9 protein-coding genes are annotated in these 12941 nt (G+C 70.7%); 6 read left to right on the forward strand and 3 right to left on the reverse strand.

Annotation, left to right across the window (positions count from 1 at the left end; genetic code table 11):
• Positions 1 to 4 precede the first annotated feature (4 nt).
• Complete coding sequence (locus ACWGIC_RS36835; RefSeq protein ID WP_452080557.1) at positions 5 to 889, forward strand: carbohydrate ABC transporter permease; 885 nt, start codon at positions 5 to 7, stop codon at positions 887 to 889.
• Positions 889 to 1713: a carbohydrate ABC transporter permease gene (locus ACWGIC_RS36840; protein ID WP_452080569.1), complete on the forward strand. Its 825-nt coding sequence runs from the start codon at positions 889 to 891 to the stop codon at positions 1711 to 1713. The genes ACWGIC_RS36835 and ACWGIC_RS36840 overlap by 1 nt, the downstream gene beginning before the upstream one ends.
• Here the strand turns inward: ACWGIC_RS36840 and ACWGIC_RS36845 are convergent.
• The 3 genes from ACWGIC_RS36845 to ACWGIC_RS36855 all read right to left on the reverse strand — a co-directional run bounded on the left by ACWGIC_RS36845 (position 1690) and on the right by ACWGIC_RS36855 (position 9777).
• A complete protein-coding gene (locus tag ACWGIC_RS36845) occupies positions 1690 to 2784 on the reverse strand; it encodes an alpha/beta hydrolase family protein (RefSeq protein ID WP_452080558.1) in 1095 nt (364 codons plus the stop codon). The two genes, ACWGIC_RS36840 and ACWGIC_RS36845, sit on opposite strands and share 24 nt — an antisense overlap.
• Before the next feature lie 69 nt (positions 2785 to 2853).
• Positions 2854 to 6474, reverse strand: a complete 3621-nt coding sequence (locus ACWGIC_RS36850) for a BTAD domain-containing putative transcriptional regulator (protein ID WP_452080559.1) — start codon at positions 6472 to 6474, stop codon at positions 2854 to 2856.
• A gap of 63 nt (positions 6475 to 6537) precedes the next feature.
• Positions 6538 to 9777: a BTAD domain-containing putative transcriptional regulator gene (locus tag ACWGIC_RS36855; protein ID WP_452080560.1), complete on the reverse strand. Its 3240-nt coding sequence runs from the start codon at positions 9775 to 9777 to the stop codon at positions 6538 to 6540.
• 320 nt (positions 9778 to 10097) lie between these two features.
• Here ACWGIC_RS36855 and ACWGIC_RS36860 point away from each other — a divergent pair, with 320 nt between their 5' ends.
• The 4 genes from ACWGIC_RS36860 (at position 10098) to ACWGIC_RS36875 (ending at position 12720) form a co-directional block, all read left to right on the forward strand.
• Positions 10098 to 10391 (forward strand): WXG100 family type VII secretion target, encoded by a 294-nt coding sequence (locus tag ACWGIC_RS36860; protein ID WP_452080561.1) that lies wholly within the window; start codon positions 10098 to 10100, stop codon positions 10389 to 10391.
• A complete protein-coding gene (locus ACWGIC_RS36865) occupies positions 10388 to 10651 on the forward strand; it encodes a hypothetical protein (protein ID WP_452080562.1) in 264 nt (87 codons plus the stop codon). The genes ACWGIC_RS36860 and ACWGIC_RS36865 overlap by 4 nt, the downstream gene beginning before the upstream one ends.
• 103 nt (positions 10652 to 10754) lie before the next feature.
• Positions 10755 to 11390 carry a response regulator transcription factor gene (locus ACWGIC_RS36870; RefSeq protein ID WP_452080563.1) on the forward strand — a complete coding sequence of 212 codons (636 nt, stop codon included), beginning with the start codon at positions 10755 to 10757 and terminating at the stop codon, positions 11388 to 11390.
• Between the two features lie 10 nt (positions 11391 to 11400).
• On the forward strand, positions 11401 to 12720 hold the full coding sequence (locus ACWGIC_RS36875; RefSeq protein WP_452080564.1) for an amidase family protein: 1320 nt from the start codon (positions 11401 to 11403) through the stop codon (positions 12718 to 12720).
• Positions 12721 to 12941 lie beyond the last annotated feature (221 nt).

The following is a 12941-nucleotide window of genomic DNA, read 5'->3' on the forward strand; positions in this document are numbered from 1 at the left end:
TCTCGTGGACCGGAAGCTCACCCCCTACGTCTTCATTCTGCCGTTCTTTGTCCTTTTCGGACTGTTCGGCGCGTTCCCGCTGCTGTACACGTCGTGGGTTTCGCTGCACCGGTGGGATTTGCTTTCCGGGCCGGAAGGCGGGCCCGGCTTCGCCAATTACGTCGAGCTGTTCGGCGATCCGCGGTTCTACAACGCGCTTTTCAACACCGTCAGCATCTTCCTGCTCGCCGCGATCCCGCAGTTCTTCCTCGCGCTCGGCATCGCCGCGCTGCTGAACCGGCCGCTGCGGGCGGCGACCTGGTGGCGAGCCGGGCTGCTGCTGCCGAACCTGGTGTCGGTGGTCGCTGTCGGACTGGTGTTCGCGCAGCTGTACAGCTCCGGCTACGGCGTGGTCAACGAGGTGCTCGGCTGGTTCGGGGTGCCGCCGGTTTCCTGGCAGTCGCACCAATGGTCGTCGCATCTCGCGGTGGCGAGCATGGTGATGTGGCGCTGGACCGGCTACAACGCCCTGATCTACCTCGCCGCGATGCAGGCGGTGCCGCAAGACCTGTACGAGGCCGCCGCCCTCGACGGCGCCTCGCGCTGGCGGTCGTTCTGGTCGATCACCGTGCCGGGCATCCGGCCGACGATCGCGTTCACCGCGGTCGCCGGCACGGTCAACGGTCTCCAGTTGTTCGCCGAACCGCAGCTGTTCGACGCGACCGGCAACGGCGGCGCGGGCGGCAACGACCGGCAATTCCAGACGCTCACGATGTATCTGTACGAGAAAGGCTTCGGCAAATTCGACGCCGGATACGCGGCGGCGTTGTCGTGGGTGATGTTCCTGGTCTGCCTGGTGTTCGCGTTCTTCAACTACCGGCTGGTGCGCCGGTTCGTGGGCGCGCCGTGATCCGCCGGGGCCGGGCCGGGGCCTGGGTGTACGCGGTGCTGGTGGGGCTGGTCGCCTCGTCGCTGTTCCCGCTGTACTGGTCGTTCGTGGTGTCCACCCGGGACAACGCGGCGATCGGCGAGACCTCGCCGCTGCTGCTGCCCGGCGGCCACCTTTTCGACAACATCCAGCGCGTTTTCGCCACCGTCGATTTCTGGCTGGCGATCGGCAATTCGCTGATCGTCGCGACGACGGTGATGGTGTCCAATGTGGTCCTGTCCAGCTTCGCCGGCTTTTCCTTCGCCCGGCTCCGGTTCCGCGGCCGCAACACGCTGTTCTTCATCGTCGTCGGCTCGGCGATGGTGCCCGCACAGCTGGGTGTCGTCCCGCTTTACCTGGTGGTGAGCGATTTCGGCTGGTACGGCCGGCTGGAGGCGGTGATCGTGCCCGCGCTGGTCAGCGCGTTCGGCGTGTTCTGGATGCGCCAGGCCTGCGAGGGCTCGATCGACCAGGACCTGGTGGACGCGGCCACTGTGGACGGAGCGTCGGTGCTGCGCACGTTCTGGCACGTGGCGGTCCCGGCGATCCGTCCACAAGCGACTGTCCTGGCCATGGTGACCTTCCTCGGCGCGTGGAACGACTACTTCTGGCCGCTGGTAGTCCTCGACCCGGCGCAAACGCCGACCGTGCAGGTGGTCTTGTCTCAGCTGGCGAGCGGCTACTTCACCGACTACGCCTTGATGCTCACCGGCGCGACCCTGGGCGTGCTGCCGGTGATCGTGCTGTTCCTGCTGCTCGGCCGAAACCTGGTGCGCAGCATCTCAACCGGCCTGACCCGGGTATGAGACGTAGCGCCCAAAGAACCCGGCCAGTGCGGACCGCTGCACAGTAATGCTCGTCCGCGGATCAATCGTTCCGATCCGCGTCTGCCGCACCTTGGGATCGACCTCCACCCGCCGCGCCAGCTCCGGCAGGAACCACTGGACGTCGGTGTAGCTGTAATGCATCGCGGTAGCCAAGGTGATGTCCCGCTTCGGCGTCGAAGTGTGTTCCCACAACGATTTCCACGCCGGTGACGTCAGATGACTGCGGGCCTGACCGTCGCTGGTACTCCCGGACGACCCCATCAGCAGCACCGGCCGCGACACCCCCTCCGCGCCCGCACGAGTGAGCTGCTTCCCGTCGACGTCATAGGCAAGCCAACCGTCCAGATCAGCCGCAGCGTCCACCCGGGAGTCCACCGTGGACACTTCGGCAGCCGCGTCCCCGCCGAACGAATGCCCGATCAATCCGACCCGGCTCAGATCCATCGCCTTGCCCAGCCCGGGAATGTCCGGCAGCTGGTCAAGGGTGAACCGGACGTCCGCGACCCGCGTGCGCATCCCCTCCACCAGGTCCTTGCTGCCCTGAGAGAACACCACCCGCCCGTCCGGGAACACCACGAACGGCGCCTCACCGGTGTGATCAATGGTCACCACGATGTACCCCCGGCTGGCGAGATCCTCGGCGGTCGCGCTGCCGAGCGCCCGCAGCGAAGCCCAGCCCGGCGAGTACACGACCACCGGCCACCGTCCCTGCACCGGCGCGTTGGCCCGCGCGTGCGTCTCGACGGCAGCCCAGTCGACCTTGCCGGTCGGCAGCCCCAACGCCGGTGCCGCGCCCTGGTCGAAGTACGGCGCGGCTTTGGCGGGCAGATACCGTGCCTTCGGCCCGGTGCCAGGTCTCGTCGGGTACCAGACGCTGATCATCAGCTCCCGGTTCCGCGCCTGGTCGACGAGGCGGACGTCGCGTTCGCCGATCGCGTGCGGCCCGGACGGCGTGGGCAGGTCGAAGGTGACCGCGGAGTCAGCCGCAGCGGGCGCGGCACCCAGTGCGGTGAGGAGAAGAGCGGCGGCGAGGACAGTTCGGAAGCGCATGCCGGAACTCTGCCGTCCCGGTCGAACTTCCCGCGCCTGCCGACCGTCTCCAGCCACCCCCGACTTTCGTCAACCCGTCCGTCGGGCCACGGTCGTCGCCAGCTCGCTGCGCGACGGCGCCTCCAGTTTCCCGAGCAACCGCACCACATGCGCTTGTACCGTCCGTCGCGGCAGGCGCAGCTCCGTCGCGATCTCCGGGTTGGACCGGCCAGCGGCGACGAGCCGGGCGATGCGAACTTCCACCGTCGACAGCGATTCCCAGCCGCGTTCCGGCCGCGCCGACGCCGGCGAAGCCCCGCGCTGCACGCCGACCGCCTGCAACCGCTTCTCCGCGTGCTCCAGGTTCCACGCTGCCGAGAGTTCGGTATACAGCGAAGCCGCCTCATCGAACGCGGCCTGCGCGGCGTCCAGCCGGCCGACCCGAGCCAGCAGCACCGCCGCGTCCTCCAGCGCACTGGCCAGCTCCGGTTTCCGCCCCACCGCACGGAAGTGCTCCACTGTCCGCAGAACCGGTTCCGGATCCTCGGCCAGCAGCCCCCGGCACCATTCCGCGGCGGCGAACGCCCGCGCCGGTTCGAGTTCTTTCTCCGCCTCCTCGACGCACACCGCCAGCGCCCGCTCCGCCGCGGCCCGGTCACCTGCCGCCAAGGCGATCTGCGCGAACTGCGGCAACCACTGATGCCGCAACATCATCTGCGCGTACGTCGGGTTCAGGATCGGCTCGAACACCGTGATCGCCTTCCGCAGATCACCCCGCTGATAGGCGACAAGCGCGTGTGCGGCAAGCAAAAAGTCGAAACTTTCCCGTTCGGCACTGGTCGCTGGCGCGTGTTCCTCCGCCGCGTCCAGCAGCGCCGCCGCTTGCGCGTGCTCGCCTCGCCGGGCCGCGATGAGCGCCGCGACCCCGTGCAGCAGCAGGGCCGCGGCACCGGGTTCGCGCAGGCCGAAGAAGGTGATCGCCGGGCCGTCCTCGGTCACCGTGTCCAGCTCGACCAGCGCTTCGTCCCACCGGCCTTCCCAATACCGGTGCACCGCGACGGAGACCTGCAGCCCGCTTGGCATGCTGTGCCGCCGCGTCACCTCGGCGGCCTCCTGGAGCGTGCGGTTCGCGTCGTCCAGCCGGTCGAGGTTCTGCAGCGTGAAGACCCGGTTGTCGAGCAGATCCAGGTGCAGGTCGGCCAGTTCGTGCTCGTCGCCGACCGCCGCGATGGCCTCGTCCACGTGCTCGAGCGCGCTGGCGTGATGCCGCCGCACGGAATCGACCAGCCACAGTGTTTGCAGCGCGTGCGCGGTGAGGTAGCCGTCGCCGTCCGCCTCCGCCCGCGCGCGATGGGCGGTTTTCTCCGCGACATCGAGGTCGTCGAGCCCGCCGCGCCGGAAGTTCGCGAGCAGGTGGCGTCCCCGGACCCGCCACAGCTCCGGCACTCCTGGGTCCTTCGCCGGATTGCCGAGCGTTTCCACCGCGAGCTGCACGTCGCCGCGCCGGAACCGCATCGCGGACAGCACGTGGCGCATCTCCGCGGCGTTGTCCGGATCGCGGGACACCTCAAGTGCTTGCAGGGCAAGGTCTTCCGGGCTCCGTTCGAGCCGGAACAACACCCGTACCAACGCGACCAGCAACGGCTCGCGGCGCGGATCGTCGTCCTCGACCACGGCGAGCGCACGCTCTAGCAGCTCTGCCGCGATCAGCGGGGCCCGGTTCGACACCGCGCTCTGGTGCTCCACGAGCCAGTCCAGCACCCACGGGTCCACAGTGGACGGAACGGCCACGAGCTGTTCGGCGACCCGTTTCACCGGCGCGCCGATCTTGGCCAGCGCTTCGGCCGCCTGCCGGTGCTGCGCGGCCCGCGTTTCCGGCGGCAGATGGTGGTACAACGTCTGGCGCAGCAACGGAAGCCGGAACGCGAGCTGAGTTCCGGTGTCGAGCAGGATGTTGTCCGCCACCGCCGTTTCGAGCGGGCCGAGCAGGTCCGACGGACGCTGTCCGAGCACCGCCGCGATGTCGCCGACCGCGAACTCCATGCCGAGGATCGCGCCCCAGCCGAGCACGCGGCGGGTCTCGGCGGGCAACAGCTCCAGCCGCCGGTTGACCGCCGCGACGATCGACTCCGGCGGCTCGAACCGCAGCGGATCCGGGACGTCGGCGAGCCCGTCGCGCTGCTCGATCGCACCAGAGTGCACCAGCGCGTCCAGCATTTCCTTGAGGTACAACGGATTGCCCCCGGCGCGTGCGGTGAGGTCCCGCAGCCGCGGCCCCGGATTCGCGCCGATCTGCCGCCGCAGGAGGCACTGGACGTCGTCCTCGCCGAGCGGTCCGAGGTCGAGCACGATTCCGTCGCGCGTCTCGACCCCGCGGCGCAGCTGGGTCATCTGCGGCCGCTCCGGAGCTGGTCGCGTCGCGGCGACGAGCAGCAACGGCAGCTGCCGGGCCGCCGCGGACAACCGGTGCCACACCAGCACGCTCGGCTCGTCCGCCCACTGCAGGTCGTCGACCACGAGCAGCAGCGGCGATTCGGCGCACAACTCGTCGACGAGCGCGAGCAGCCGGTCGACCGAGTCCAGCACCGGGTCGCCGACGCGCCGCACCGGTTCCTCGCTGCTCAGAGCGACGCGCGCTCGGCGCGGATCAGGCGAATGCGGGTCGATCGCCAGGCCTTCGTGCATCACCTGCAACGGGAACCGCATGCTCAGCTCGTCCGCGGTGACCCAGGCGACCTGCAGCCCGCGGACGTCGCCGAAGGCGTGCGCCAGCAGCTCCGACTTGCCGATCCCGGCCTCGCCCTCGATCCAGACTGCCCGGCCGCGGCCCGCGCGGACCCCGTCGAGCAGCTGCCGCAATTTGCCGACCTCGGCTTCCCGGCCGAGCAACGGGTCCTGCGGCACGCGCACGACCGGCTCCGGCACCTCGGGCCGCGGCAGGTCCAGCGCCGGGTCCTCGGCGAGCACGCGCTGGTGCAGTTCGCGCAGTCCCGGCCCGGGCTCCACGCCCAGCTCCGCGCGGATCGTCTGGCGCGCGTCGCGGAACACGTCGAGCGCGTCGGAATGCCGGCCGCTGCGGTAGAGCGCGAGCATCAGCGAGGCCCGCAGCGATTCGCGCAGCGGATGTTCGGCGGTGAGCGCGGTCAGCTCGGCGATGATCTCCTGGTGGCCGCCCATTTCCAGCCTGCTGCGGGCGATCCGGTCCAGCGTGTCCACCCGAAGCTCGGCCAGATACGCGCGATGCCGTTCGGCGAAATTGCCCGGCACCCCGGACAGCGCTTCGCCGTGCCAGAGCTTGAGCGCGGCGCTGAATTCGGCCACCGCCCGGTTGTGCGCCCCGGCCTCGGCCTCGCGTTTGCCCGCTTCGCGGTGCTGCTCGAACTTCGCCGCGTCCAGTGCTTCCGGTTCGAGGTCGAGCGTGTAGCCCGCCGGGCCGGATCCGAGCACGGTCGACGCGGACCACCGGGTGCGTTCGGGCTCCAGCGCCCGGCGCAGCCCGGAAACGTAGGTGTGCACGCTGCCTTCGACACTGGCCGGCGGCGAATCGCCCCATACGCCCGCGATCAGCTCGGCGCGCGGCACCGGACGTCCGGCGGCGACCGCCAGCATGGCGAAGACCGCCCGCTGCCGCGCGGGTCCGAGCGAGATTTCGGTCGTCCCGCGCCAGGCGCGCAACGGGCCGAGCACCGTCACCCGCAAATCCCCTGGCATGCCGTTCCATTCGCCGTGTTGACCGAGTTTACCGGTCGATTATGGACGCGAGTCCACCCCGGTTCACTCTCCTGCCGCACGCGCGCGGACCGGACTGGCCCGCCGGATGCCGTACGGCTGCATCCGCGTCTCGGCCCGCCGCACGTCCCAAGCCGCGCCGACCGAGGTGTAGCTGGTGAGTGCCGCGAGGAAAGCTGTGCGCGCCTCGTCGAGGCGGCGGTACTCGGCGAGCAGGATCGCGGCGTCCTCGCTGGCTCGCGCGTGCTTGAGCATCCGCCCGGCGGACTCGTAGTGCGTGGCGGCGCCGAGGATCGCGTCCGGATCGGCGGTGACCAAGCCCCGGCAGTGCGCGGACGCCGCGGTGTGCGACGGCGGAGTGTCGTATCCGCTGGTGTCGCCCATCAGCCGCAGCGCCCGGAACGCGTGCGGCTGATCGCCGAGCTGCATGGCGAGCCGGGCCAGGTCGGGCAGCCACTGCTGGCGGGCGGCGGGCGGATAGTTCTGTTCCAGCAACGGCAGCAGCGCGGCGAGCGCGGCGTCCGGCTCGCCTTCCAGCTCGGCGAGCTGGGCGCGCGCGGCGAGCAGGTAGTCGCCGCCGTTCGGTTCGAGACCGTGCGGGAACTGGTGCCGGGCCGCGGCGTCGAGATGGGCGCGTGCCTCCTCCGGCTCGTCGCGGTGGCTCGCGATCAACGCGCCGACTCCGTGCACCAGCAGCGCCGATCCCGGGCTGCGCAAGACATACGACGCCGTTTCCGCGCCGCCCCGGATCACCGTGTCGAGTTCGGCGAGAGCCTCGCTCCAGCGGCCGCGCCAGTAGTAATGCACCGCTCCGGCCAGATGCATTTCCCCGGGTACCGCACGGGTCGCGGCCAGCCGTCGCGCGGTGCTCAGGTCCGCGTCGTTGTCGAGGCCGTCCAGCACGCCCAGTTCGGACAGATCCGGCGCGGCGGCCTGATGGTCCACGGCGAACCGTTCGATGGTCGCGCGCAGGGTTTCGTGCCGCCCGCGCCACATCTCCGGCACCTTCGGATCGGCCAGTGTGCGACGGACTTCTGAGGAGGCTTCGGCGAATTCGCCGCGCCGGTAATAGATGTAGGCGAGAATCCAGCGCATTTCCGCGGCCTGCCTGCTGTCCTTGGTGCGCGCGACCACCGACCGCGCCTCCGCCTCCGGTTCCCGGCCGAGCCAGAACAGCAGCCGGGCGAGCGTGGCGGTGAGCGGTTCGCGGGCCTCGGCGGGCAGCACCGCCTGCTTGACCACCTGTTTGAGCAGGTCCACCGCGATCCGCGGGGACTGCGCGGCGACCGTGCCGATGTGCTCGACCAGCCAGTTGGCGACCCACGGGTCCACCTGCGCGGGCGCGGCGGCCAGCTGTTCGGCGACGCGTTCCGCGCCTGCGCCCGCTCCGTCGAGCGCCTCGGCCAGCTGCCGGTGCAGCGCGACCCGCATCGCGGCCGGAGTCTTTTCGTACAACACGCGGCGCAGCAACGGATGCCGGAACGCGAGCAGATCGCCGGACTCGACCAGGATGCCCGCGGTGAGCGCCTCCTCGACCGCGGCGACGAGCGCGGTCGGCGCGCGTTCGGTCGCGATCGCGATGTCGGCGAGCGAGAATTCCTTGCCCAGCAAGGCCGCCCAGCGCAGCAGGTCTCGCGCGGAGCTGGAGAGGAAGATCAGGTACAGCGTGATCCGCGACCCGAGTGGCGACGGGATCGAACGGCACGAGGAACCGTCGACGATCGCGTGCGCGCCGTCGAGCAGGATCATCGAATTGGCGAGCAGGGTTTCGACGATTTCGGTGGCGTAGCGCGGATTCCCGGCGGCGTGGCCGAGCAGCAGCGAGAACATCCGGTTCGGCGGCGCCCCGGCGAGGTCGGCCGCGATCTTCCGGATCTCGTTGTCCGGCAACGGTTCCAACCGCAGCAGCGAGGTCGCGCCGGACGACAGGTCCGCGGCGAGCGCTTCGAGCGCGGCGGAGCGGGGGAGCGGACGGCTCGCTCCGACGAGCAGCAGCGGCAGCCGCCGGGTCTCGCGGGCGAGGTGCTGCCACACGCGCAGCGTGATTTCGTCGGCCCACTGCATATCGTCCACCACGAGCGCGAGCGGACCGTCCGCGCAGAGCTGCCGGACCAGCCCGAGAATGCCTTCGACCGGGTCCAGCTCCGGATTCTCGGCGAGCGCCACCGCCAGTTCCGCGCGGCGCAGGTCCGAGGCGCGCGGGTGCACGCCCAGCGCGTCCAGCAGCGGTCGCAGAGCGAAGCCCTGGTCGAGCGAGTCGGCGGCGGCGAACAGCGCGGGGTAGCCGGTTTCGTGTGCCAGCGCGACGGTTTCGGCCAGCAGTGCGGTCCGGCCGATCCCCGGCTCGCCCTTGACCCACACCGAACGGCCGAGGCCGCCGCCGAGCCCAGCGACGGCCTCGCTGAGCAGCTGAAGCTCTTTCTCCCGCCCGACGAACGTCGCCGGGCGCGGCGGCAGCACCGGCAACGGGAAGCGGGGGACTTTCGCGGGCGGCGCGGGCGTGGCCGCCTCGTCGGCGGCCAGCAGCTTCTCGTAAAGCTCCCGCAGCGCTGGCCCCGGCTCGGTGCCGGACGCTTCGATCAGCCGCTCGCGCAGCTCGGTGTAGACGGTGAGCGCTTCGTGATGCCGTCCGGAGCGGTCGAGCGCTCGCATGAGCAGACCGTGCAGCGGCTCGCGGAACGGATGTTCCGCGGCGAGTTCGCTGAGCTGCGTGACGAGCCCGGCGGACTCGCCCGAGTCCATCGCCAGCTCGGCCCGGCGTTCGACGGTGGCCAGCCGGAGTTCCTCCAGCCGCACTCGCTGCGCGGTGGCGTAATGCCCGGACAGGCATTGCAGCGGCGTGCCGTCCCACTCCGCGAGAGCCTCGTCGAGCACGCTCCTCGCCTCGGCCCGGCGTCCCTCAGAAAGCAGCCGGTGGCCGAGGTCGCGCAGCGCGCCGAACCGGTGGACGTCGATCTGCTCAGGGTCGATGCAGAGCGAGTAGCCCGAACCGGTCGAGGCGATCAGCTGGGATTCGGCGCCTTTGCGGCGGCCCGGTTCGAGAACGCGGCGCAGACCGGAGATATAGGTGTAGATGCTCCCCTGCGCGCTGGCCGGGGGCGAGTCGCCCCACACCGCGTCGATGAGCACTTCGCGGGAGACCGTGCGGTTCGCGGAGAAGGCGAGCACCGCGAAGACTGTGCGCCGATGAGCAGAACCGAGGTCGAGCTGCCGGTCGCCGAGCCAGGCTCGCACCGGTCCGAGCAGCTGGATTTCCGGCGCCGGGACGCCGCCGGATGCCGACATCGGTCTCCCTTCACGCGCTGACTGATCGTCACACGCCGGATGCCACTGGTGAGCTTACGCCGAAAAGGTGACGTGGCGGGACCGCCCCAGGTTGCTTTTGCCGGTCTTGTCCAGCGAATTGTCCGGTGGACACCGGACGCGGGGGCGGCCCGGCGGTGAACGCCGGGCAAACGCGCGGGGCGGTCTGGCAGGCACACCTGCCGCGACAAAGGGGCATCGGGCCCGTGCTCCGGTTTCCGGGCGGGAATCCCTGCGGCAGCCTCGTTTTGGAACCCGCGCGCTCGATCGCGGCTTGGACGTGCGGACGGTGAGGAGGAGGCGTGGACCCGGTTCCGGCCCCGGCTGGCCTGCCGGCGCAGGCGGCGAGGTTCGCGGCGGCGATCGACGCGGCGAACGCCTGTTTCGGCAAGGTGAACAGCGAAATGGCGGCGCTGCAGGCGTCGTGGCGCGGCGAGGCGTCGGTGCGGTTCGGCCAGGCGATGAACGATTGGGAGCAGCAGTTCGATCGCATTCTCGGCAGTCTGGCAGATCTCGTGGACGTCGCGCGCGGTGCCGCCGCGTCCACCGCCGCAAAGTGCTCAGATGAGCGCTTGCGGTGCGCCGAGCGTCGATGAGCGGCGATCCCGGCTTCGAGCAGGCCGCCGAGGTGCTGTCCCGGATCCGCCGGACGACCGGCGACCTCGGTGCGGTGCTCGCCGAGCTGGAGTCCGAGGTGGAGCCCGAGCTGGCCCAGTGGCCCGCGGCGGCGCGGGCCCGCTACCGGGAGGCCAAACGGGAATGGTCCACCGCGCTGGACCGGATGCCCGAATGCCTCGACCGGGCAGGCGAGGCCTTCCGCGAGATCTCCGCCGAAGACCCTAAAAGAGGCCACTGAGCTGGGAAAACTCCGGTTTTCTCCACGGACCTTCACGCGCGCGCCAGAAAACGTGAAGTCTCGCCCGACACACTGCGTCCAGGCAATGTGGAAGGGGGTAGTCGTGAAGCTCGTCAAGGTCGCAGTGCTCGCCTCGGACCCGATCACCCGGGCCGGAGCCGCGAGCCTGCTCGGTTCGCGCCCGGAACTGGTCCTGCTCGGCCACGACGCGGCGAGCCAGGCGGACGTGGTCCTCGTGATGGAGGAGCACGTGACCGACCGGGTGCTGTCGCAGGTGCGGGAGCTCGGCAGGCAGTCCGAGCAGCTGACCGGACCGCATCTGGTGATCGTCGTCGACCATTTCCGCGAGAGCGACTTGATGACGGCCGTCGAATGCGGGGTCGTCGCGATCCTGCCGCGCCGCGAAACCGGCGGCGGCGAACTGGTCGCGGCAGTGTTGGCCGCTGGGGACGGAACGGCGACGCTGCCGCCGCGGCTGCAGGGCGCGCTGCTCGCTCAGGTGCAGCGCATGCGCCGCGACGTGCTCGAACCGAACGGCCTCACGCTGTCCGGCCTCGCCTCGCGCGAATGCGACGTGCTGCGGCTGGTGGCCGAGGGCTACGGCACCGAGGAGATCGCGACGAAGCTCTGTTATTCGGAGCGGACGGTCAAGAACGTGCTGTACGGCCTGATGACCCGCTGCGGTCTGAACAACCGTGCCCACGCCGTGGCCTATGCCCTGCGGGCCGGCGCGATCTAGTGTTCTGAGCATGGCGCAGACGGCGGTAGAGATCGCTCGCGGAGTGCGGGCAGGAGAGCTGGACCTGGTTCAGGTGACCGAGGAAGCACTCGCCCGGATCGCGGCGGCGGACGGCGTCGTCGGCGCGTTCCGCCGCGTGCGCGCCGCCGAGGCACGGGCCGAAGCCGCCGAAGTCGCGGCGCGCCCGGACCTGGCTTCGCTGCCGCTGGCCGGCGTGCCGGTCGCGGTCAAAGACGTCACCGAGGTCACCGGCGAGTACCAGGGCTGGGGTTCGGAAGCTGGCCCCCGTACCCTGGCGAACGCCGACGGCCTGATCGCCTCCCGCCTGCGCGCGGCCGGCGCGGTGATCGTCGGCCTGACCCGCGTGCCGGAGCTGTGCATCTTCCCGACCAGCGACGACCCTTCCGGGGTCGCCCGCAACCCCCGCAACCCGGCCTTCACCGCAGGCGGTTCCTCTGGCGGCAGCGCGGCAGCGGTAGCCGCGGGCTTGGTGCCGATCGCACACGGCACCGACGGCCTGGGCTCCATCCGCTTGCCCGCCGGAATGTGCGGAATCGTCGGCCTGAAACCGGGCCGCGACGTGGTCCGCGAGGACGTCCCAGGCTGGTTCGGCCTCTCCACCCACGGCCCGCTGGCCACCACGGCCGCCGACGCCGCCCTCCTGATGTCAGTGCTCGCCGACCGTCCGGAATGGGCCACGCCGACGGCTCCGGGTCCGCTGCGAATCGCCACCTCGACCCAGGTCCCGTTCACCCGGGCCCCGCTGCCACGCCCTCTTCGCGCCGCCGTCGACCAGACAGCCGAGCTCCTGTCGGCTGGCCACTCGGTCACTTCCGCGACGCCCGCCTACCCGCTTCGCGCCCTCGGCGGCCTGGTCGCCCGCTGGTTCGCCGGTCCGGCCGAGCAGGCCGCAGGCTCGTTCGACCTGTCCCGCTTGCAACCTCGAACGCGCGTCCACGTCCGCCTCGGCCGCCTGACCGCACGCCTGGTCAACGACCGGGCCCGCGACGAATGGCAGGCGATCGCGGAGCGGTTCTTCGAGTCTCACGACGTGCTGGTGACCCCGACCTTGGCGACCCTGCCGTTGAAAGCCCGCCGCTGGCACCGGGAATCCTGGCTGGCGAACGCGGTCCCGTCGTCGCGAGTGGCGTCGTTCACCGGCCCGTGGAACCTCGCCGGATACCCGGCGCTTTCGGTTCCGGTGGCCCGCCATCCGGTCCACGACCTGGCGTTGTGCGTGCAGCTGGTGGCGCGCCCTGGCGGGGAGCCGGTGTTGCTGGGATTGGCGGGGGAGCTGGAATCGGCGAACCCCTGGCCGCGGACGGTCTAGTTCTCCTCGCCGACGTTCCGTGAAGGACTCCTTGAGGGAATCTAAGTCCGTGAAGGGGACCCTCACGGACGGGCAGCGGAGTCGGCGGGGCCCGTGCGGGAGCAGCCGAAGTCCGTGAGGGGAACCCTGAGGGAATCAGAGTCCGTGAAGGTGGCCCCCACAGACAGCTGAAGTCCGTGAAGGGCTCCTTGAGGGAATCAGATTCCCTCAAGGAGCCCTTC

The sequence above is a fragment of the Amycolatopsis sp. NPDC054798 genome, from assembly GCF_053611505.1.

What these genes read in the sequence shown, in the direction of transcription:
- ACWGIC_RS36845 (WP_452080558.1), bottom strand. Translation starts at nt 2,784, where the DNA reads ATGCGCTTCCGAACTGTCCTCGCCGCCGCTCTTCTCCTCACCGCACTG.
- ACWGIC_RS36850 (WP_452080559.1), bottom strand. Translation starts at nt 6,474, where the DNA reads ATGCCAGGGGATTTGCGGGTGACGGTGCTCGGCCCGTTGCGCGCCTGG.
- ACWGIC_RS36855 (WP_452080560.1), bottom strand. Translation starts at nt 9,777, where the DNA reads ATGTCGGCATCCGGCGGCGTCCCGGCGCCGGAAATCCAGCTGCTCGGA.
- ACWGIC_RS36865 (WP_452080562.1), top strand. Translation starts at nt 10,388, where the DNA reads ATGAGCGGCGATCCCGGCTTCGAGCAGGCCGCCGAGGTGCTGTCCCGG.
- ACWGIC_RS36875 (WP_452080564.1), top strand. Translation starts at nt 11,401, where the DNA reads ATGGCGCAGACGGCGGTAGAGATCGCTCGCGGAGTGCGGGCAGGAGAG.